Raw genomic sequence first — 20882 nt, 5'->3', positions numbered from 1 at the left:
TGGCGTGGTGGCGTGAGCCAAGCCCGTCCGACGGTGGCGTGCACCGCGGCGGCTCTGGCCGAGCGGCCCCGCCGGTATCGTCGTCGCGCACCGCCACAGGAGGTACGAGGTGCGATTCCTGGACGAGCTGCGGCCGACGACCGATCTGACCTACGAGGACGTGTTCCTCGTGCCGGGACGCTCGGAGGTGACCTCGCGCCTCGACGTCGACCTCGCGTCGGTCGACGGCACCGGGACCACGGTCCCGTTGGTGGCGGCCAACATGACCGCCGTCTCCGGACGGCGGATGGCCGAGACGCTGGCCCGCCGAGGCGGACTGGCCGTGCTCCCGCAGGACATCCCGCTCGACATCGTCGAGGACGTCGTCGCGTGGGTGAAGTCGCGGCATCCGGTGTTCGAGACGCCCATCACGCTCGCCCCCACCGACACCGTCGGCGACGCGCTGCAACTGATCAACAAGCGGGCACACGGCGCGATCGTGGTGGTGGACGGCGGAGCGCCGGTCGGTGTGGTCACGCCGGTCGACCTCCAGGACGTCGATCGGTTCACGCAGGTCGGGCAGGTCATGACCGACTCCCCCGTCACGTTGCCGGCCGACGTCGATGCACGCGCGGCGTTCGACGCGCTCACCGAGGCACGTCACCGGCTCGCGCCGGTCGTCGACGCCGACGGCGCGCTGGTGGGTCTGCTGACCCGCACCGGCGCGCTGCGCTCGACGATCCACCGGCCCAACCTCGACGCCGACGGACACCTGCGCATCGCCGCGGCCGTCGGGGTCAGCGGGGACGCCGGCGACAAGGCCGCCCGGCTGTTGAAGCTCGGCGTCGACACCCTGGTGCTCGACACCGCCCACGGTCACCAGGGTCGGATGCTCGACGCGCTGCAGGCCGTACGCGACCTCGACCCGCAGGTACCGGTCGTGGCCGGCAACGTCGTCACCGAGCAGGGGGTGACCGACCTCGTGGAGGCCGGGGCCGACATCTGCAAGGTCGGCGTCGGTCCGGGCGCGATGTGCACCACCCGGATGATGACCGGCGTCGGCCGTCCGCAGTTCTCGGCGGTGCTCGCCTGCGCCCGGGAGGCGACGCGCCTGGGCGCCTCCGTGTGGGCCGACGGCGGCGTGCGCCACCCACGTGACGTGGCCCTCGCACTGGCGGCCGGTGCCACCAACGTCATGGTCGGCTCGTGGTTCGCCGGCACGCACGAGTCGCCGGGTGACCTCGAGCACGACGCCGACGGGCGGGCGTTCAAGATCTCCTTCGGGATGGCCTCGGCCCGGGCGGTCAAGCAGCGCACGGAGGGCGAGAGCGCCTTCGACCGCGCGCGCAAGGGCCTGTTCGAAGAGGGCATCAGTTCGGGCCACATGTATCTCGACCCGCAGCGGCCGGGCGTCGAGGACCTCGTGGACACCATCGTCGCCGGTGTGCGCAGCGCCTGCACCTACGTGGGCGCACGCACCCTGCCCGAGTTCGCCGAGCAGGCCGTGGTCGGCGTCCAGACCCGGTCGGGCTACGCCGAGGGACGCCCGCTCGCGCGCGGCTGGTGAGCCGCGCGCGAGCGGTGGTGGCTCAGGCCTGCGTGATCTCGTCGATGCGGTCGAGCACGTCGTCGGTCAGCTTGGGCAGCACCTCGAGGGCCCGCATGTTCTCGTGCACCTGCTCGACCCGGGACGCGCCGGTGATGACGGTCGAGACGTGCGGGTTCTTCGCGCACCAGGCCAGGGCCAACTGCGCGAGGCTGCACTCGAGCTCGTCGGCGACCTCCTTGAGCTGGCGCACGATCGCGTTCTGCTGCTCGTTGGTCAGCTGCTCGGCGAGCCAGCCGAACCCCTCGAGCGCACCGCGGCTGCCCTCGGGTACGCCGTCGAGGTACTTGCCGGTGAGCAGGCCCGACGCGAGCGGCGACCAGATCGTGGTTCCCAGCCCGATGTCGTCGTAGAGCCGCGCGTACTCCTTCTCGACGCGTCGCCGGTGGAACAGGTTGTACTGCGGCTGTTCGACGACCGGCTTGTGCCAACCGTGCCGGTCGGCGACGTCCCAGGCGGCGCGGATCTCGTCGGCCGACCACTCCGAGGTGCCCCAGTACAGCGCCCAGCCACGCTCGATCGCGTCCGACATCGCGCGGACGGTCTCCTCGATGGGCGTCTCCGGGTCGGGACGGTGGCAGTACACGAGGTCGAGGTAGTCGAGGTCGAAGCGGTCCAGCGAGTCCTCGATCGCCTCGAGCAGGTACTTGCGGTTGAGGGTGTTGCTCGTGTTCGGGCCGTCGTGCAGGCCCCAGAAGTACTTCGAGGACACCAGGAACTCGTGCCGCTTCCAGCCGAGCTCCCGGATGGCCTGGCCCATGATCCGTTCCGACTCGCCGCCCGCGTAGGCCTCGGCGTTGTCGAAGAAGTTGACCCCGGCCTGCTTGGCGGCGTCGAGGCACTCGATGGCGCGCTGCACGTCGACCTGGTTCTTGAACGTCACCCAGGAGCCGAACGACAGCACGCTGACCTTGATGCCGGCGTGGCCGAGACGGCGGTACTGCATCTGCATGTGGTCCTCCAGGATTGGTGGGGCGGGGAGCGGACCGCGACGGGTCGGACGTCGTCACGGGCCCCACGCGAGCGCGTTCGCGCACGCACGCGACGTCGGATGGCCGCGGGTCGCCTGCGTCGGCAGCCTAGGAGGCCGGCCCGCCAGCCGATGGTGGCCTGCCGGTAGGGTCGGTGGCCGGAACGCACCTGGACCAGGAGGCGCGATGACACGGGTGATGGTGACCGGGGCGACCGGGTTCGTCGGCGGACGGATCGTCGCCGCCCTGCGCGAGCGGCGCAACGAGGTCGTGGCCGCCGTGCGGACGCCGTCGGAGGCACTCGACCGGCTCGGTGTCGTCCAACACACGGTGCCGCTCGACGACGCCGACGCACTCGCCCGGGTGGCGAGTGGTGCCGACGCACTCGTGCACGCGGCCGCGGCCGCCGGCCCCGACCTCGCCGCCGCGCGGGTCGTCAACACGCTCGGCACCCGCACCCTGGTCACCGCCGCACGCACCGCCGGGGTGCCCCGCTTCGTGCACGTCTCGACCACGGCGGTGTACGACCTCCCCGCGGTCGGGGACGCCGAGGTGGCCGAGGACGCGCCCTTGGTCTCCGCCGAGGGCGGCGCGAGCCCCTACGCCGTCACCAAGGCGGAGGCCGAGGCGGAGGTGGCCCGCGGCGGCGCCCAGGGCCTGTCGGTCGCGATCCTGCGCCCACCGGCGGTGCTGGGAGCCGGCCCGACCTCGACCTGGGGGCGACGCATCCCCCAGCGCTACCGCGACGGTGAACTGCACGCGGTCGCCCCCGCGTCGACGTTCGGCTGGGTCCACGTCGACGACCTCACCGATGCCGTGCTCGCAGCGCTCGACACCGAGGTCGAGGCCACCCTCAACGTGGTCGGCGGTCACACCACGTTCGGGGGCTATCTCGCCGCGTTGCGCGCGTTCCTGCCCACCGCCCCCGCAACGGCGGCGGTCAACGACGACGTACCCTGGCAGGGGCGCTACGCCGACGACCGGCTGCCCCGGGTGCTGGGCCTCCACCCCACCCGCAGCTTCGAGGCCGCGATGGCCGAGATCCGCACCGACTGGGTCTGAGCGCCCTCCCTCCGAGGACCTTCCCCGGGGCGTCGAGCGCGCCACCGGCGTGTACGGGCGGCCCCGGCGGGTTCCCGGCTGCGAGGACCGACAGGGCGTATCGTCCCCGGCGACCGGTCGGTGGACGCCGCTGACCGGACGAGACGGCGACGACGACGTGGACGTGGACGAGACGACCAGATTCCTCGCGGGCCGCTACGTGCTGCTCGACCAGCTCGGCTCTGGTGGCGCGGGCGCGGTGTGGCGTGCGCACGACGAGGTCCTCGACCGGACCGTCGCGGTCAAGTTGCTGCACCGGGACCTCGCCCGCGACCCGGCCACGGCCGCGCGATTCCGCGCCGAGGCGTCGGCCGCGGCGAAGCTGACCCACCCCAACGCGGTGGTGATCTACGACATCGGCTCGGTCGCCGGCAGCGACTACCTGGTGATGGAGCTCGTCGAGGGCGGCACCCTCGACGACGTGCTCGACCAGGGACCGCTGACGCCGGGTGTGGCGGCCGCCGTCGGTGCCCAGGTGGCGCGCGCGCTGGGCACGGCACACGCGCGCGGCCTCGTGCACCGCGACGTCAAACCGGCCAACGTGCTGGTGACCGCGGAGGGCACCGCGAAGGTGGCCGACTTCGGCATCGCGCGCGCCCTGGGCGAGGCGACCTCCCGTCTGACCACCCCGGGTCAGGTGGTGGGAACGGCGCGCTACCTCGCTCCCGAACAACTGCGCGACCAGCCCATCGACGCGCGCGCCGACGTCTACGCCGTGGGACTGCTGCTGCACCAGGCGGTGACCGGTCGCCTGCCCTTCGGCGAGGGCACCGCGGTGGAGGTCGCCTCGCGGCGGCTCGTGGCCGACGGGTTGCCGCGACCCAGCGCGACGGGCGTCCACCTGCCAGCCGGCCTCGACGAGGTCATCGCCCGGGCCACGTCGATGGAGCCGGGCACGCGCTATCCCGACGGCACGGCCCTCGCGACGGCGCTCGGCCCGCTCGCCGCGCCCGACGCCGCCGCCGAGCTCGCCGCCCGCGTCGCCCGGGCCGCACAGGAACCGCTCGACCGGACCGCACCGTCCCCCCGTGCCACCGCCGGCCGTCCTCCGACCGCCCCGCCGGCGCCGGACACCGGCGGCACGGCCGCACTCCCGGCCTGGCGTGGCGCCACCTGGTCGCCCGGCGACGACCCGGACGTGACCGACCCGCGCCGCCGGACCTCCGTGCCCGCGACCGCCGCCGTCGGCGCGAGCCGCACGTCGCGTGCCGGCGAACCGGCGTCCGGCCCGCGGACCGCCGCACACGTCGCGCCCGCCGGGTCCCACGCCGACGAGCCCGACACCGCCGCGCCGGCCGGGCGCCGTCGCAACTGGCTGCCGTGGCTGGTGACGCTGCTCGCCCTGCTCGCCGTCGCCTGGCTGCTGTTCGCCGACCACCTCGGTACCGACGGGGCGGACGCGCCGGACGAGGAGCAACAACCGCTCGACAGCGAGGGCGACGCGCCGACGGGTGAGCTCGTCACCCGGCCGATCACGGCGACCGGCGACCACGACCCGTTCGGTGGCGGCTCGGAGAATCCCGACCTGCTCGACCGGGCCATCGACGGGGATCCCGACACCGCGTGGACGACCGTCGGCTACAACAGCGCCGCCCTCGGCAACCTCAAGGACGGCGTCGGTCTGTGGCTCGGACTCGACGAGCCCGCCGCGCTCGAGCAGGTGACGATCACCACCGACCATCCCGGCTACGACCTGACGGTGTACGTCGGGAACGGGCCGCCGACGCCCGGCACCGGACCGGACGAGTGGGGTCGTGCGGCCGGCGAGGTCTCCTCGGCGGGCGAGGTCGCCGAGATCCCGCTGCAGGACGCGCAGGGCGACACCGTGCTGTTGTGGTTCACCAACCTCGGCCCCGACGGCGGCCGGTACCGGGCCAGCGTCGCCGACGTCGAGGTGTCCGGCCGCTGACCCGTGACGCGGCCGGACCGCACCCTCGTGCGGACACCGTCGCGGCCGCAGCGAGCCCGGCCTACGATGCCGCGTCGTCCGCTCACGTCAGGACCGCGCCCGTGACCAGCACGATGCCACCGGCCATGCCCGGCTCCCGCCGTGCCGTTCCCGACCACCTCGACGCGGCCCAGTGCGCCCGTCTGCGCTGGCTGCTCGAGGACCCGGACCACTGGGTGCGGCGCAACCGCTGGGAGCGCTTCCTGCTGCAGGGTGACGAGTCGGTCGTCGTGCGCACCGATTCGCTGACGTCCGACCAGCGGGCCGCGGCGCTGGCATGGCTGCGCCAGCAGCGCCACCGACTGCACGCGGCGCTCGAGGGCGGCCGCCGGGCGCCGGAGGGATGGCTCGAGGCCTTCCCCCTCTACGACCGCCTCGGTGGCGAGTTCGGGCACCTGACCGCTCGTCGCTGACGTCAGTTCCGTCGTCGTCGCCGGCTCCGCCACGAAGGCAGGACCGGCGAGGGGTCCTCGTCGAGCTCTCCACGGCGCCCGCCCAGCGGACGTGGTCCACCGACGTCGGTCTGGTGACGCAGCCGCAGCTCGTTGGCGACCGCGGACGCCACCGCAGCCAGTGGGACCGCCAGGAAGGCCCCGACCACGCCGACCAGCACGGTGCCGGCCACCAGCACGGCCAGCACCATGATCGGATGCAGCGGCACGGCGACCAGGCGGCGCATGATCAGCGGCTGCAGGACGTCGGACTCGACCTGTTGCACGGCGATCACGATCGCCAGCACGATCAGCGCCGTGGTGGGGCCGCCGTCGGCGAGCGCCACCAACACGGCCAGCAACCCGGACACGAACGCCCCGATGATCGGCACGAAACCGCCGATGAACACCAGCGCCGCCAACGGCAGCACGAGGGGCACGCCGACGACGGCCAGGCCGATCGCGATGCCGATCGCGTCGATCGCGGCCACCAGGGCCGTCCCCCGCACGTAGCCGGCCAGGGCGTCCCAGGCGCGCTGCCCGACGCCACGCAGGGTGTCCCGGTGCGCTTCGGGCGCCCGCGCCAGGCACCAGCCCGACAACCGGTCGGCGTCCTTGACCAGGAAGAACAGCAGCACCAGCGCGAGGATCAGCGCGACCGCGAACTCGACCGCGGTGACCAGGGCGAGCAGCGCTCCCATCGCCAGGGCACCGGTCTGCTGCTCGAACTGCTGCAGGGCCTGTTCCCCGAACTGCTGCAGCTGTACCGGATCGAACCCGAGCGGACCGCCCTCGAGCCAGTCGAGCAGGTCCTGCACGGCCACCAGCACGGTCGGTACGAGCTCGCGGGTCTGCGCCACGAGCAGCGGCACGAGCGCGAGCAACGCACCGAGCACGAGCGCGACCCCGCCGAACACGACCACGAAGGCGGCGAAGGCGGGACGCCACCCGGCCCGAACCAGGCGCCGGGTCGGTGGTCCGGCCAGCGTGGCCAGGATCAGGGCGACCAGCAGCGGCACGGTGACCAGCGACAGTCTCGTCGCGACCTGGACGACGACCGCCGCGGCCAGCACCAGCAGCAGCAGACGCCAGGCCCACGCCGCGGCCGTGGCCAGCCACGACGGCACCCGGTCCTGCTCCCGCACCGGACCCGTCAACCGTGCCTCGCTCGCCCGTCCGCCCCGACGCGCGCGAGCCTAGAACAGCCGCAGCGCCAGGCGGCCCTCAACCGGCCCGACGGAGGGCCGTGGCAGGCAGGACGACCTCGACGGGACGCCCGTCGAGCGCCTGCCGCAGGTCGGCGGCCAATCCCTTCGCAGCCTGCTCGGCGAGGTAGGCCAGCGCCAGCGAGCCGTACTCGCGTCCGTCGCGGAGGAGGAACCGCACGGCCGGCGTTCCGGACTCGGTGCGTCCGTCGGCGTCGACCCGTTCGAGGGCGTCGAGCGGCACCCGGTGCGTGCGCCAGAAGGTCCGCACGCAGACCCGGTCGCGTGTCGGTTCGATGCGCGCCCCGGTCCGCAACGCCCGCAACGCCCCGAGCAGGCTCACCACCCCCGCGAGCCCGCCCCCTGCGGCCGGATCCCCGGAGACCACGGCGACCACCATGCCCGCCCCGACACCGGCCAACAACACCGGAACCAGCAACAGCGCCCGACCGATCCACGAACCCCGCACGTCGCCCCCCTTGCACGCACGCCGACTGTTCCCGTCGAGGCCGCCGGGCGCAACGACCCGACGACGATCACGGTCGTCGACGCGCGTTGCTCGCGCGAGGCGGGCGCGACGACCGTGGACGTGGGAGCGTTCCGGGCCAGGTGTGGCGGGCGCCGGGCGCGGTCGGAGCGCGACTGCCACGGCGGACGTGGGTCGACGCTCCACCGGAGCTTGCCGCAGGCGTGGAGTGGAGATCCGTGGGCACCTCGAACGACCCGGCGCGGGAGGGCTCGCCGACGTCCGTCCCGCGGGTCGCGCGTCACCGACCGTGGGTCTTCGTCGCCCTGTCGGCCCTCACCGTGCTGTGGCTGCTCGTGCAGGCGACGGCGGCGATCCGCAACAACGACCGGGCCTATCCGGTCACCGCCTACGCGATGTTCTCGCGCCCGACCGACGGCGAGCAGGTCGAGTGGCGGTTGCTGACCGGAAGCGCTCCCGAGCGTGTCGTCGCCCCGGGCGACTACGGTCTGACCCGGCTGCAGCTCAAGTCCCACCTCGGCGGGCTCGCCCGACAGGTCGAGGAGGGGGAACCGATCGACGACGAACTGCGCGTGCTGGCCGACGTCCTCGCCGATCGACACGACACCCGGGTATCGGGTCTGCGGCTGGTCGAACTCCGCACGGGATCCACCGACGACCGCCCGCGCGTCCGGGAGGTCAGCGCGTGGCAACGTTGACCCGACGCTGGCAGGCGTTCTGGTTCCCGGCCGTCCCGCTCGAGCGGCTCGCGATCTTCCGTGTCGCCGTGAGCGTCTTCGCGTTCCTCGACGTCGTGGTCGCCAGTCGCTACCTGCTCGGCTACCCGTCGGTCGCCCCGGTCTTCTTCGACCCGGTCTACCTGCTCGCCGGGTTCTCGCTCATGGGCCTCGACGTGCACCCGGTCCTGCCGACCGGGGCGTTCTCGGCGTTGTTCGGGCTGCTGCTGACCAGCCTGGCCGCTGCCGCGATCGGGTGGCGCACCCGGATCGCACTGGCCGTGGCCGCGCCGCTGTACCTCTACTTCTGGGCGGTCTTCAACTCCTGGGGCAAGATCAACCACGGCAAGATCCCGGTCGTCTTCGCCCTGTTCGTCCTGGCCGTGGCGCCGGCCGGCGCCAGGCTCGGCCGTGACGCGCTCCGCCGACGTCGCCGCGTCGTCGCGACCGAGGCGGACGCCGACCCGCTCGCCGGTTGGGCCCTTCGTGTCGTGGGCGTCGTGGTGGTCGCGTCCTACCTGCTGTCGGTCTACGCCAAGCTGGACAACACCGGACCCTCCTGGCCGCTCCAGCCGGTCCTGGCCATGCACCTGCGCGACGCCGGCGGCACGCTGGCGACGCTCCTCTCGCGTCAGCGGGAACTGCTCGTCGTGCTGCAGTCGGTCACCCTCCTGGCCGAGGCGCTGGCGTTCCTCGCGTTCACCAAGGGTCGGTCGCGCAACGTCGTGCTCGCGGTGCTGGGCAGCTTCCACGTCGTCTCCTTCGTGCTGATCGGCACCGAGTTCTTCGGCTTCGTGGTGTGCTACCTGGTCTTCTTCGACACGGAGGTCGGCCTGCGCCGGCTGGAGCAGCGCTGGCCGGGTCTGTCGACGACGATCCGTGGTCGCCGACCGTCCGCGGAGGTGCCCGTGTGAACGTCCCCGTCCCCTTCGTCGCGGCCGAGGCGCTGCAGCGCCGCCTGGTACCGGCCGCCACCGACCTCGACGGCGCCCTGCAGGAGCTGGCCAGGACCGTCGGTGAGTTGCTGGGGGCGCTGCCCGTGACCCTGGTGGCGGTCGTGGTGGGTCTCGGCGTCTGGCGCCTGCGGTTCCCGTTCGCCGGGGCCGTCGCCGCCGGGTCGATCCACCTCGCCGCCGCGACCGGGCTGTGGTCGGCCACCGCCGCCACCGCGCTGCACGCGACACTCGTCGCCCTGTTGGCATGGCCGTTGGCCGCCGTGGCCCGCTGGACGGCCCGATCGGCGCCCCGACTGCCCGCTGCGCTGCGCCGCCGGCAGGTCCTGGTGCCGCTCGTGTCGGCCCTCGTGCCGGTCGGCCTGACCGGCTGGGCGATCCTGCTCGGACGGACCTGGGTGCTGGCCGCCGTGGCGGCCACGGCGCTGGCGGCCGCGGTCGGGGCAGCCGCGCCACACGACCGGTTCCCGCGGATGCTGCCCACCCTGCTCGTCTCGCTGGCGGTCGTCCTGCTCGCCGGCATGCTCGGTGGCCCGGGGCTCGGCGCCGACCTGGTGCGGGCGGTTCCCACGGGCGAGATTCGCGACAGTCTCGCCACCGCCGTGGCGATCGCGGCGCTGATCGCCCTGACCACGGCCGTCGCGTCGACCAGCGGCCGCGACCCGGCCGCGTCAGCGACCGGGTCGGACGTGTCGGACGCGCCGACGGCGCGACGCCCCCTCGCCCAGGAGCCGGCGTGAGCTTCGAGGACCTCCGCGACCACGGCGACGGCGCGGTCCTCCGCGCCGACGTGTGCATCGTCGGCGGCGGGCCGGCGGGCATCACGCTCGCGCTGCACCTGGCCGAGGCCGGTGCCGAGGTGGCGTTGCTCGAGGGCGGCGGCGAGCGGTTCGACGCCGAGGTCCAGGCGCTGTACGCCGGTGACGTCGTCGGCTACGCGGACCGACCGCTCGACGTCAGCCGGCTGCGCTACTTCGGCGGATCGAGCAACCACTGGGAGGGGGTGTCACGCCCACTCGACCGGTCGGACTTCGCCGTCGCGCCCTCGGGCTCGTTGCCGGGCTGGCCCATCGACGAGGACGACCTTCGGGGGTACTACCCGCGCACGCACGAACTGCTGCAACTCGGCGACGCCCGCTACGAGCCCGAACGCTGGGCCGAGCAGACCGGCCGTTCCCTGCTGGCACTCGAGCATGGTCACCTGCGCAACGACGTGCTGTTCCGCAGCCCACCCACGGTGTTCGGCCGTGCGTACGGCCAGGACCTCGCCGACGCCGGCGTGCGGGTGTACCTGCACGCCAACGTCGTCGAGTTGCTCGGCGACCGGAACCGGGTGACCGGGGTGCGCACGGCCCAGTTCGACGGCACCACCCAGCAGGTGCACGCCGACACCGTCGTCCTGGCCACGGGCGGCATCGAGAACGCCCGTCTCCTGCTCAACTCGCCCGACGCGGACGGGCGCGTGCGCGGTGACCGTGGTGGATTGGTGGGATGCTGCTTCATGGAGCACCCGCACGCCGATGCCGGCTATCTGTTGTGCGACCCGGACCTCGACCTGTCGTTCTACACCCGGGAGCAGCCCATCGCGCAGGACGCAACGGTCCGCGCGACGTTCACGTTCCGCGAGGAGAGCCGGACGCAGCGGGGCATGAACAACGTGACGGCGATCCTTCGCGAGGTGGACGAGACCGACCAGGCCTCGGTGCGCTCGTCACTGCCGGGACTCGCCGGGATCGAGCAGTTGCGGGGGCGGCTGCAGGGGCCCGAGCGCACCCTGCGGGCCTACCACGTCGAGTTGATGGCCGAACAGTTGCCCAACGCCCAGAGCCGGATCCAGGTCACCGGTGCCCGACGGGACGCGCTGGGACAGCCGGTCAGCCAGCAGTCCTGGCAGCTGCTCCCGCGCGACCACGACACCCTGCGCTCCGCGATGGAGCTGCTGGCGGCCGGCCTGGCCGACGTCGGTGTCGGCCGGGTGCACAGTCTCGTGCACGACCGGCAGGAGCTCTACGTCAAGGGCGGAAACCACCACATGGGCACGACCCGGATGAGCGAGGACCCCGCCGCGGGGGTCGTCGATCCGGACGGTCGCGTGCACGGCAGCGAGGGCCTGTACGTCGCGGGCTCGTCGGTGTTCCCGACCGGCGGGTACGCCAATCCGACCTTCACGATCGTCGCGCTGAGCCTGCGGCTGGCCGACCACCTGCGGGAGCTGCGCTGATGGCCACCGGCCCGACCCTGTCCCGCCGCCAACTGCTCGGCGGCGCCCTGGTGTTGACGGCGGCGACCCTTCCCGCCGTCGGACGGGTCGTGCTCGACGCACCGGCGGGCGGCCCCGACCCACTCGCCAACCGACTGCTCACGCTGTTCGACCGGAACGCCCTGCGACCGCTCGGCCGGGCCGTGCTGGGCGAGCTGCCGCCAGGCACCACCTCGTCGAGCCTCGCCCGTCAGCTGGTACCCGGCGTCGGGAGCGTGGCCGCCGCGGACCGCGTGCCCGACGAGGTGCTGCTGGACGCCCTGGCGGCGGAGGTCGCGCACGAGTACGAGGTCGGCCGGGTGCGGCTCGTCGAGGGTTGGCTGCTCGCCGACACCGAGGCACGGCTGTGCGCGCTGGCGGCGCTGACCTGAAGCCACCGAGCGCGTACGTGCACCGACCTCAGGGCCACAGCGCGACGGCGAGCGGGGCGACGACCAGTGCCGGCAGGAAGTTCGCGACGCGGATCGGCCGGAGGTCGAGCAGCCGCAGCCCGATCCCGATCACGAGGAAACCACCGACCGCCCCGATGGCCGCGATCATCACCTCGGTGGCGACCGGACCGAGCGCAGCGGCCGCCAACGTCAGCCCGCCCTGGTAGACCAGCAGCGGCACGGCGGCGAAGGCGACGCCCAGGCCGAGCGCCGACGCGAAGGCCAGCGCCGCGAAGCCGTCGAGCACCGACTTCACCGACAGCAACTGGATGCTGCCGGTCAGCCCGTCCTCGATCGCACCGAGCACGGCCAGTGGCCCGACGCACACCAGCAGCGTGGTGACCACGAAGCCCTCGACGAAACGGGCCCGTCGGTCGTCGCTGTCGGGAGCAGCGGTGTCGAGGTCCCCCGGGACCGGGTCGGATCCGACGGGACCGCCGACGCGTCGGGAACCGGGAGCGTCAGCGGCCACGGTCGGGACCGACGCGCTTCCGAGCACGAGGTCCCGCAGCCGCTCGCCGGCCCGGGTCAGGCGGCCCTCGACGTCGACGAGCTCCCCGAGGATGCCGCCCACCAGCAGCGACCCGAGGACGAGCAGCACAGCACCGCGACCGAGCCGGTCCCCGAGCTCCGGCCCGAACGTCGTGAGCGCGTCGGCGATGCCGAGCACCACCACGAACAGCCCGAGCACGTCGGTCACCGAGCCGCGCACACGCGCCGGCAGCCGGCCGCCGAGCGCGGCGCCGGCCAGGGCGCCCACCACGATGGCGCCGACGTTGAGCAGGGTTCCGGTCACGACGGGCGCAAGGTAGCCGCTGCCCGTGACCGGCCGGTGCGCCGTGTCGATCGACGAGACCACCGACGACACGACCGGCGAGCGGCGTCGATCAGCGACCGTGCCCATCGGCGAGCGCGTCGAGCGCGGCCACGTCGTCGTCGGAGAGCTCGACCTCGGACGCCGCCACGTTCTCCTCGAGATGCGCGACCGACGAGGTCCCCGGGATCGGCAGCTGCACGGGCGAGGTCCGCAACAGCCAGGCCAGGGCGAGCTGCGAGGGGGTCGCGCCGGTCCGCGACGCGAGCTCGTCGAGCGGGCCACCCGCCCGAGCGAGGTCCCCGGTGGCGATGGGGAACCACGGGATGAACCCGATGCCGTCCCGCTCGCAGCGTTCCAGGACGTCCTGCGAGCCGCGGTCGAGCAGGTTGTAGCGGTTCTGCACCGTGGCGACGGGCAGCACCTGCTGCGCACGCGCGAGCTCGTCGACGCCGACCTCCGAGAGGCCGACGTGGCGGATCTTGCCCTCGTCGCGCAGCTCGGCGAGCACCCCGAACTGCTCCTGTTCGGGCACCTGGTCGTCGATGCGGTGGAGCTGGAACAGCTCGATCCGTTCGACGTCGAGGCGCCGCAGACTCATCTCACAGGCGAAGCGGAGGTACTCGGGGCGACCCAACTGGTGCCAGCGGTCGGGGCCGGTGCGGATCAGGCCGGCCTTGGTCGCCACGGTCACGCCGTCGTAGGGGTCAGCACCGCCGGAGTGCAGCGCCTCGCGGATCAGGTCCTCGGAGACGAACGGCCCATAGCTGTCCGCCGTGTCGATGAAGTCGACACCGAGCTCGACCGCGCGGCGCAGGACCCGTACCGCCTCGTCGTGATCGGCCGGTGCTCCCCAGATGCCCGGTCCGGTGATGCGCATGGCCCCGTAGCCGAGGCGGTGGACCGTCAGGTCGCCCCCGATGGCGAACGTGCCGGACGCGGTGGCGGGCGCGGTGCTGCTCATGCGGGCTCCGAGGGTGCGCGGGGGTCGGGCGGTCGCGAACCTAGGGCGTGCAGCGCGATCGCGCCGGCCGCCGCCACGTTCAACGAGTCCACGCCGTCGTGCATCGCGATCCGTGCGGCTCGGCTCGCCCCGCCGATGGCACCCGCGCTGAGGCCGGGCCCCTCGGCACCGAGCAGGAGCGCCACGCGCGCGGCCGGACGGGCCATCGTGGCGAGGTCCACCGCGTCGGGGCGCGGCGTCAGCGCGACGGTGGCAAACCCGGCGGCGTGCAGCTGCGGGAGGCTGGTCTCCAGGGCGTCGACACGGGCGAAGGGGACGTGCAGCACGTGGCCCATCGAGACCCGCACGCTGCGCCGGTAGAGCGGATCGGCGCAGCCCGGCGCCAACAGGACCGCGTCCGCACCCAGTCCACGAGCGGAGCGGAACAGCGTGCCCAGGTTCTCGTGGTCGTTGAGCCCCTCGAGCACGAGCACGGTGTCGGCCGAGGACAACACCTGCGCCAACGGCACCGCCGGCTGCCGTCCGCCGCAACCGAGCACCCCCTGGTGCAGCTTGAACCGCACCAGCTCGTAGAGCAGGTCGCGGGCCACCACGTACACCGGCAGGTCCGGGTGCGCGGCGAGCGGGGCACGCATCGCCGCGAGCTGCTCCTCGACGACGAGCACCGAACGGGTGGGGTACGCCGAGCGCAGCAACTCCCCGACGACATTGGGCCCCTCGGCGATGAACACGCCGAGTCGATGCTCGTAGCGCTTGCGCAGGGCCGGATCGTTGAGGGCGGCGTAGTCGGCCAGACGCTCGTCGCGCGGATCGTCGATCCGGACGAGGGTCACGACCCGCGACGCTCGCGACGGAGGCGCTCGCGGTCGGCGCGCGCGGCGGCCTCGGCCTGCTCGGCGGTCGGCGCGCTCCCGCCGAGGTGCGCTGGCTGCCACCAGGTGTCGTCGGGCCCCGACGGTGCCTGCGGGTAGGTGCGCTGCAGTTCGTCGACCATCGCCGCGACGGCCGCCATCAGACGCTCGTGGACCGCGGTCGCGTCCTCGTCGGGGGTGTACGCGATCGGCGGACCGAACGCGACGGTGACCACCAGCCCACGGAACAGCCGCGGCTTGCGACCCTTGGTGTAGACCCGGTGGGTTCCCCACACCGCACCCGGGATCAGTGGCGCCCCGGCGTCCATCGCCATGCGGGCCGCCCCGGGCCGGCCGGCCAGCGGCACGAAGGAGCGGCTGATGGTGCCCTCCGGGAACATGCCGACGAGGTGCCCGGCCGCCAGCGCGTCGGCCACCTCGCGCAGCGCGACGCGGGTGTTGCCCCCACGGTCGACCGCGATGTGCCCCATCGCCCGCATCAGCGGCCCCGACACCGGGTGGTCGAAGACCTCGCGCTTGGCGACGAACCGGAGGCGGCGACGGCCCTGGTGGCGCACCCCGTAACCGGCGAACACGAAGTCGAGGTAGCCGATGTGGTTGGTCGCGACGACACCGGGTCCGGTGGCCGGGACGTGCTCGTGACCGCGCACCCGGACGTCCCAACGCAGGACGCGGAACAGGGTGATGACGAGACCGATGACGATCGTGTAGACGGGGTTCACCGGAAGGCTCCTTGTCACCGGCGGCGGCGCCGAGCCTGCGTCGCCGCGGGTCGCCATGGGGTCGGGAGGGCTCAGACGGGCTGGGTCCAGTCGTGGGGGTCGGCTGCCTCGCCCCGCTGGATGGCCAGCAGCGCCTCGCGCAGCCGGGCGGTGTTGGGACCCATGCTGCCGTCGCCGACGGGATGACGCCGACCGCCGTGGACGAACGCGCCGACCGGGGCGAGGACCGCGGCGGTGCCGGCCAGCGCCGCCTCCCCGGTGCGCGCCCAGTCCAGCACCTCCTCGATGCCCAGGTCGCGTTCCTCGACCTCGTAGCCCAGGTCGCGGGCCAACGTCAGGATCGAGTCGCGGGTCACGCCGTGGAGGAACGACGGGTCCAACGCCTTGGTGACCACGCGCCGGTCGTCGAGCAGCAGGAAGTTGGCGGCCCCGGTCTCCTGCACGTCCCCGCCGGGGGCGAACAGGACCTGGTCGGCGCCGTGCTCGGCCCGGGCGCGGCGGGTGACCCCGAGCGCCATCGCGTAGTTGGCGCCGCACTTGACCTGACCGAACTGCGGCGTGGTGCGCGGCAGCTCGGTCTCGATCGCGAGCGTCAACCCGCCGTCGCCACGGAAGTAGTCACCCACCGGGCTGGCCAGCACGTACAGCAACGCCTCGGTCGACGGGGCCGCCGCCGCACCGATGTTGGGGTCCACCCCCAGCAGCACCGGGCGCAGGTACAGCGCTCCCGGAGCCGGCGGGACGTCGTCGAGGTTGGCGGCGACCAGTTCGCGCAGTGCGCCGGTGACCAGCTCGACCGGCGGCACCGGCAGCGACAACAGCTCGGCCGAGACCCCGAGCCGCTCGGCGTGCCGCTGGGGCCGGAACAGGCGCACCTTGCCGTCCACCCCCGGATGGGCCTTGAGCCCTTCGAAGCACGCGGAGCCGTAGTGCAGGGCGTGCGCCGCCGGGTGGAGCTCGACCGGGCCGGTGGGGACCACCTCGACCGCGCCGAAGACGCCGTCGTCCGTGGTCGCCAACGCCATCCTCGACGCCATGACGGTCCCGAACGCCGGTGCCGGGGTGGTCGAGACGCTCATGTTCGCTTCCTCCACGATCCGCCTCCCGCGTGGTGGGCGGCGAGGTCGCGGGAGCGTAACCGGCCGAGGCGGCGATCTCGCCGCTCACGCGGCGACGATCCGGACGAGCCTGCTGGCGTGGACGCTCGTCGACTGCCCGCGTACGGATGCCCGTTCTCCGCCACCCGCCCCTGACCGTCGGGTGGTGTCCGGGCACCGCCGTTCGATCGCCGCCGGCAGACTCCGCCCACCCTTCGTACACCTCCACGTCCTGTTCGTGCCGCAGCGCCGCCGTTACACCTGACCTCGACCGAACAACCCGAACGAAATCCCAGGAGGACACCGTGTACATCGGCCTCGGAACGCTGCTGCTCATCATCATCCTCATCCTGCTGTTCGCCTGAACCCCGCCCACGAACCGACTCGGGGGAAAGGCAACGACATGGCAGTGGATCTCAAGAGCGACACCGATCGGGTCAAGAGGGAGTTCGACGACCTGTCGAACTCGACACAGGTGTTCATCTGGTGCCTGGTCGGGCTCGGCGTGATCGTCGGTCTCCTCCTCGGCGGCGCCGTCGGGTACGGCGTGGCCGTCGAGGAAGTCGAGGGACGCGACTGCATCGAACACGACGACGAGCTCTACTGCGCCAACGACGGCGCAGGCACGACCGACGACGCGGCCGGCGAGACCGGCTGACTCGTCCCAGCGACGACGTCAGCGGAGACGGGCGCCAGAACGGCGCCCGTCTCCGCTGCATGTCCCGACGACCTGCGGAGCCTGGTGTGAACGACCGCGACTACGACCTGGTGCTGTTCGGCGCGACCGGTTTCACCGGCCGGCTCGTCGCCGGGCACCTGGCCCGCCGGACCGCCGGGACCACCGTGCGCTGGGCGGTGGCCGGCCGCTCCCGCGACCGGCTGCGAGCGCTCGCCGACGAGCTGGCCGGTCGTGCGCCGGCCGTCGAGGTCGTCGACCTCGACGACACCGACGGTCTCCGACGGTTGACGGCACGCACCGCCGTGGTCGCCAGCACCGCCGGACCCTTCGTCCGGCTCGGCGAGCCGTTGGTGGCCGCCTGTGTCGACACGACCACCGACTACGCCGACATCACGGGTGAGCCGGGCTTCGTCGCGCTCGTGCGCGACCGCTACGGCCAGCCCGCACTCGACGCCGGGGTGCGGCTGGTCACCTGCTGCGGATTCGACTCGGTCCCCCACGACCTCGGGGCCCGGTTCACCGCCGGCCTCCTGCCCCAGGACACCGAAGTGTCCGTGCGGGCCTACGTGCGGGCCGACGCGCGCTTCAGCGGTGGGACCGCCCACAGCGCCCTGGACGCGATCGCCTCGCGACGGATCGGCGACGCTGGACGTCCGGCGCCGGGTGCGCCCTCCCTACGACGGGTCCACGGCCTGGCGCTCCGACCCCACCGGGCCCCCGCCGACCTCGACGGGTACGGCGTCCCGTTGCCGACCGTGGATCCGGCGATCGTGCTGCGCTCCGCGCGGGCGCTGCCCGGCTACGGACGCTCGTTCGGCTACGGGCACTACGCGCTGGTCGGGAACCTGCCCCTCGCCGCGGCCGGCCTCGCCGGTGCCTCGGTGTTCGGGGTCGCGGCGGCGCTGCCGCCGACGCGCACGCTGCTACGCAAGCTGCTGCCGGCCGCCGGCACCGGGCCGTCCGCCGAGCGGCGGGCACGCAGTTCGTTCTCGGTCACCTTCGTCGGGAAGGGAGGCGGCCACACGGTCGTCACGCGCGTGTCCGGCGGCGATCCCGGCTACGACGAGACGGCACGGATGCTGGGCGAGGCCGCCTTGTCGCTGGCGCAGGACGATGCTGGCGAACTCACGGGGGCGCTGACGCCCGCCATGGCGCTCGGGGAGCCCTACCGCACCCGGCTCGAGCACCAGGGACTGGCCTTCGACGTGCTCGCCGCTGCCGACGACGACGCGGCCTGAACATGCCCGGCTCCTCCGCACACGCCCGCCCGCTCGTGCTCGAACGACCCGTCTGGTCGCTGGCCGCCCTGTGGCGCTTCGCAGCCGCCGGCCTGGTGCTCGCCGCGGCGTTGACCGGGGTCGGTCTCGGGTTGCAGTCCGACGGCCTGCCCGCGGGGGACGCGGCGACCTTCGACGCCGCCGCATCGGCCAGACGCGCCTGGACCGTGTCCGTCGCCCGCCTGCTGTCGTTCCTCGCCGACCTCGAGGTGGTGGCACTACTCACGGCCGTGCTCGGCACGGGTGTCTACCTCCGGGTCCGGCGTTGGGACCTCGTGTGGCTGGTCGTCGCGGCGGTCGGCGGGGCGCTGCTCGTCACCGGTGCCATCAAACTGCTCACCGACCGTGCCCGTCCCGAGGGGGCCCTGACGACCACGATCAGTTCGTCGTTCCCCTCCGGCCACGCGGTGCGTGGCATGGTCGTCTACGGGCTGGTGGCCTGGCTGGTGTTGCGTTGGGCCCGTCCCCGGCGGCTCGGTCCCCTCGACCTGCGCCACGTCACCATCGCCGTGGCGCTCCTGCTGGCCGCACTGACCGGACTCAGCCGCGTGTGGTTGGCCGTGCACTGGGCCAGCGACGTGCTGTTCGGCTACGCGCTCGGTGCGACGTGGCTGCTGACCACCCTCGTGGTGACCCGTCCGCGGCGTCTGCCCGCGGCGGACGTGGCGACCTCCACGGACGGATGGGCCGGAACGCCGCCGACCGACGGTCCCCCGACCGACGAGCAGGTCGACGCAGACCGGCACGGCCGGGGCGACCTAGGTTCCGGTACATGACCTCACTCACCTGCCTCGCCCTGAACTGCTCGCTCAAGGCCGACGGACCGTCGAACACCGACGTGCTGCTCGGTCAGGCGCTCGACGCGCTCGCCGAACACGACGTCACCGGCGAGGTCGTCCGCGTCGCCGCGCACGACGTCCTGCCGGGTGTCACGTCCGAGGCCCAGGGACCCGGTGACGACTGGCCCGCCCTGCGCGAGCGCGTGCTGGCCGCCGACATCCTCCTGCTCGGCACCCCGGTCTGGCTCGGCAACCCCTCCTCCGTCTGCAAGCGGGTCCTGGAACGCCTGGACGCGTTCATCAGCGAGACCGACGACCAGGGCCGGATGGTCAGCTTCGGCAAGGTTGCCGGCGTCGTGGTCACCGGCAACGAGGACGGCGCCCACAACATCGCCGCGCAGCTCTACCAGGGTCTGTCCGACGTCGGCTTCACCATTCCCACCAACGCGACCACCTACTGGGTCGGCGAGGCGATGGGTTCGGTCGACTACGGCGACCTCGACGAGACCCCCGAGAAGGTGGCGCAGACCACCTCGATGATGGCTGCGAACCTGGCTCACGTCGCCCGGCTGCTGCGGCAGCACCCGTACCCGCCGGTGAGCTGACCCGCCGCCGCCCCGCGACCTCCCGTCCGCCTGCTCGGACCCTCGACGCCGACCGGCGTCGCCGTCGATCAGCGGAAGCGCTGCTCGAGGAAGGGGTCCCCGACGTCGTGGTAACCGCGTTCCTCCCAGTAGCCGGGGACGTCACGGTCGAGCAGACGGATCTCGGTCACCCACTTGACGCTCTTCCAGCCGTACCGACTCGGGACGACCAGCCGCAACGGACCGCCGTGCTCCCGCGTCAGCGGCTCACCGTCGTGGGCCCAGGCCAGCAGCACGTCGTCTCGGCGGAGCACCTCGAGGTCGAGGTTGGTGGTGTAGGCGGGGTGCCCGGCCACGATCGCGTGCGTCGCCCCCGGTCGTGCGCCGGCCAGCTCCAGCACGTCCCGGACGCGCAGACCGGTCCAGTCGTTGTCGAGGCGGGACCATCCGGTGACGCAGTGGAAGTCGCTGCGGTCGGTGACCGTCGGCATCGCCTGCAGCTGGGCCAGCGACCAGCGGCGACGCTCGACGACCTGTCCGGTCACCGTCAACGTCCAGCGCTGGTCGGGCGTGTCGGGCATCCGGCCCACGTGCAGCACCGGGAAGCCGGCGGTCAGGTGCTGGTTGGGCGGTATCCGTGCCGGCTCGACGCCCCGGGTCGGTGCCCTCCGCACGCCGGGCGAGGGTCCCGCGAACGAGGCCACGAGCGCACGGTCCAGATCGCCGATGCGGCGCGAGACCTGGGAGGCCAACGCGCGGCGGCGCTCGTCGTCGGTCACCTCGTCGAGCAGGTCACGAGCGCGTTCGAGGACCTCTCCCGCCTGACCGATGACGGCCGACTCGTCGCGGCGGGCGGGGGCCGCCTTGACGATCTCGTCGGCGCGGACCAGCAGCTCGGTGATCCGGGTCTCGGCGTCCACGGCGGCTCCTGACGACGGCGGCCCGCGGCACTCAACCACGTCGTCGCACGGACCCGCGAACGCGGTGCGCTCCCGACGGCCGCGCG

At 73.4% G+C, this 20882-nt stretch carries 22 protein-coding genes; 13 read left to right on the top strand and 9 right to left on the bottom strand.

All coding sequences use genetic code 11. From position 1 onward, the window contains the following. Window positions 1-109 precede the first annotated feature (109 nt). Entirely contained in the window at window positions 110-1546 is a 1437-nt protein-coding gene (locus ELR47_RS07020) for a GuaB1 family IMP dehydrogenase-related protein (RefSeq protein ID WP_130649243.1), read from the top strand. A gap of 22 nt (window positions 1547-1568) precedes the next feature. Here ELR47_RS07020 and ELR47_RS07015 read toward each other — a convergent pair whose 3' ends face one another. Next, window positions 1569-2531, bottom strand: a complete 963-nt coding sequence (locus ELR47_RS07015) for a potassium channel beta subunit family protein (protein ID WP_130649242.1) — start codon at window positions 2529-2531, stop codon at window positions 1569-1571. A 211-nt stretch (window positions 2532-2742) separates the two neighbouring features. Here ELR47_RS07015 and ELR47_RS07010 point away from each other — a divergent pair, with 211 nt between their 5' ends. The 3 genes from ELR47_RS07010 to ELR47_RS07000 all read left to right on the top strand — a co-directional run bounded on the left by ELR47_RS07010 (window position 2743) and on the right by ELR47_RS07000 (window position 6018). Next, window positions 2743-3618, top strand: a complete 876-nt coding sequence (locus ELR47_RS07010; RefSeq protein WP_165403905.1) for an NAD-dependent epimerase/dehydratase family protein — start codon at window positions 2743-2745, stop codon at window positions 3616-3618. A 163-nt stretch (window positions 3619-3781) separates the two neighbouring features. Next, entirely contained in the window at window positions 3782-5566 is a 1785-nt protein-coding gene (locus ELR47_RS07005; RefSeq protein WP_165403904.1) for a serine/threonine-protein kinase, read from the top strand. Between the two features lie 101 nt (window positions 5567-5667). Continuing rightward, window positions 5668-6018 carry a hypothetical protein gene (locus tag ELR47_RS07000; RefSeq protein WP_130649239.1) on the top strand — a complete coding sequence of 117 codons (351 nt, stop codon included), beginning with the start codon at window positions 5668-5670 and terminating at the stop codon, window positions 6016-6018. Between the two features lie 2 nt (window positions 6019-6020). On the opposite strand, the gene ELR47_RS06995 is transcribed toward ELR47_RS07000, so the two are convergent. Together ELR47_RS06995 and ELR47_RS06990 are read right to left on the bottom strand one after the other, a co-directional pair. Beyond that, entirely contained in the window at window positions 6021-7193 is a 1173-nt protein-coding gene (locus ELR47_RS06995; RefSeq protein WP_130649238.1) for an AI-2E family transporter, read from the bottom strand. 67 nt (window positions 7194-7260) lie between these two features. Continuing rightward, complete coding sequence (locus tag ELR47_RS06990) at window positions 7261-7710, bottom strand: hypothetical protein (protein WP_130649237.1); 450 nt, start codon at window positions 7708-7710, stop codon at window positions 7261-7263. A gap of 236 nt (window positions 7711-7946) precedes the next feature. On the opposite strand from ELR47_RS06990, the gene ELR47_RS06985 reads away from it, so the two are divergent. From ELR47_RS06985 to ELR47_RS06970, 5 genes are read left to right on the top strand one after another with little or no spacing between them, the layout of a single operon-like run. Further along, entirely contained in the window at window positions 7947-8426 is a 480-nt protein-coding gene (locus ELR47_RS06985) for a hypothetical protein (protein WP_130649236.1), read from the top strand. Then, window positions 8414-9358, top strand: a complete 945-nt coding sequence (locus ELR47_RS06980) for an HTTM domain-containing protein (RefSeq protein WP_130649235.1) — start codon at window positions 8414-8416, stop codon at window positions 9356-9358. Before ELR47_RS06985 ends, ELR47_RS06980 begins: the two co-directional genes overlap by 13 nt. Further along, window positions 9355-10137 carry a hypothetical protein gene (locus ELR47_RS18240; protein WP_165403903.1) on the top strand — a complete coding sequence of 261 codons (783 nt, stop codon included), beginning with the start codon at window positions 9355-9357 and terminating at the stop codon, window positions 10135-10137. Before ELR47_RS06980 ends, ELR47_RS18240 begins: the two co-directional genes overlap by 4 nt. After that, window positions 10134-11618 carry an FAD-dependent oxidoreductase gene (locus ELR47_RS06975; protein ID WP_165403902.1) on the top strand — a complete coding sequence of 495 codons (1485 nt, stop codon included), beginning with the start codon at window positions 10134-10136 and terminating at the stop codon, window positions 11616-11618. Before ELR47_RS18240 ends, ELR47_RS06975 begins: the two co-directional genes overlap by 4 nt. Beyond that, complete coding sequence (locus ELR47_RS06970) at window positions 11618-12028, top strand: hypothetical protein (RefSeq protein ID WP_130649233.1); 411 nt, start codon at window positions 11618-11620, stop codon at window positions 12026-12028. The genes ELR47_RS06975 and ELR47_RS06970 overlap by 1 nt, the downstream gene beginning before the upstream one ends. Window positions 12029-12056: 28 nt before the next feature. On the opposite strand, the gene ELR47_RS06965 is transcribed toward ELR47_RS06970, so the two are convergent. The 5 genes from ELR47_RS06965 to ilvE all read right to left on the bottom strand — a co-directional run bounded on the left by ELR47_RS06965 (window position 12057) and on the right by ilvE (window position 16539). Further along, on the bottom strand, window positions 12057-12992 hold the full coding sequence (locus ELR47_RS06965) for a DUF554 domain-containing protein (protein WP_130649232.1): 936 nt from the start codon (window positions 12990-12992) through the stop codon (window positions 12057-12059). Continuing rightward, complete coding sequence (locus ELR47_RS06960; protein ID WP_130649231.1) at window positions 12976-13866, bottom strand: aldo/keto reductase; 891 nt, start codon at window positions 13864-13866, stop codon at window positions 12976-12978. Before ELR47_RS06960 ends, ELR47_RS06965 begins: the two co-directional genes overlap by 17 nt. Further along, window positions 13863-14699 (bottom strand): TrmH family RNA methyltransferase, encoded by an 837-nt coding sequence (locus ELR47_RS06955; protein WP_130649230.1) that lies wholly within the window; start codon window positions 14697-14699, stop codon window positions 13863-13865. Before ELR47_RS06955 ends, ELR47_RS06960 begins: the two co-directional genes overlap by 4 nt. After that, window positions 14696-15460: a lysophospholipid acyltransferase family protein gene (locus ELR47_RS06950; protein WP_205745496.1), complete on the bottom strand. Its 765-nt coding sequence runs from the start codon at window positions 15458-15460 to the stop codon at window positions 14696-14698. Before ELR47_RS06950 ends, ELR47_RS06955 begins: the two co-directional genes overlap by 4 nt. A 71-nt stretch (window positions 15461-15531) precedes the next feature. Continuing rightward, a complete protein-coding gene (gene ilvE / locus ELR47_RS06945; protein ID WP_130649228.1) occupies window positions 15532-16539 on the bottom strand; it encodes a branched-chain-amino-acid transaminase in 1008 nt (335 codons plus the stop codon). Between the two features lie 427 nt (window positions 16540-16966). Between ilvE and ELR47_RS06940 the strand changes: the two genes are divergently transcribed. The 4 genes from ELR47_RS06940 (at window position 16967) to ELR47_RS06925 (ending at window position 19897) form a co-directional block, all read left to right on the top strand. Next, window positions 16967-17215: a hypothetical protein gene (locus ELR47_RS06940; protein WP_130649227.1), complete on the top strand. Its 249-nt coding sequence runs from the start codon at window positions 16967-16969 to the stop codon at window positions 17213-17215. An 86-nt stretch (window positions 17216-17301) separates the two neighbouring features. Further along, window positions 17302-18474, top strand: coding sequence for a saccharopine dehydrogenase family protein (locus tag ELR47_RS06935; RefSeq protein WP_205745495.1), 1173 nt, complete (start codon window positions 17302-17304; stop codon window positions 18472-18474). A gap of 2 nt (window positions 18475-18476) precedes the next feature. Then, window positions 18477-19289 (top strand): phosphatase PAP2 family protein, encoded by an 813-nt coding sequence (locus ELR47_RS06930; RefSeq protein ID WP_130649225.1) that lies wholly within the window; start codon window positions 18477-18479, stop codon window positions 19287-19289. Continuing rightward, on the top strand, window positions 19286-19897 hold the full coding sequence (locus tag ELR47_RS06925; RefSeq protein WP_130649224.1) for a flavodoxin family protein: 612 nt from the start codon (window positions 19286-19288) through the stop codon (window positions 19895-19897). Before ELR47_RS06930 ends, ELR47_RS06925 begins: the two co-directional genes overlap by 4 nt. Before the next feature lie 68 nt (window positions 19898-19965). Here ELR47_RS06925 and ELR47_RS18640 read toward each other — a convergent pair whose 3' ends face one another. After that, window positions 19966-20796, bottom strand: a complete 831-nt coding sequence (locus tag ELR47_RS18640) for a sulfite oxidase-like oxidoreductase (RefSeq protein ID WP_205745494.1) — start codon at window positions 20794-20796, stop codon at window positions 19966-19968. Between the last annotated feature and the right edge of the window lie 86 nt (window positions 20797-20882).

The organism is Egicoccus halophilus (genome assembly GCF_004300825.1).
GTDB lineage: Bacteria > Actinomycetota > Nitriliruptoria > Nitriliruptorales > Nitriliruptoraceae > Egicoccus > Egicoccus halophilus.
Note: the sequence above shows the minus strand (reverse complement) of the source record. Positions and strands in the feature narration are given on the sequence as shown.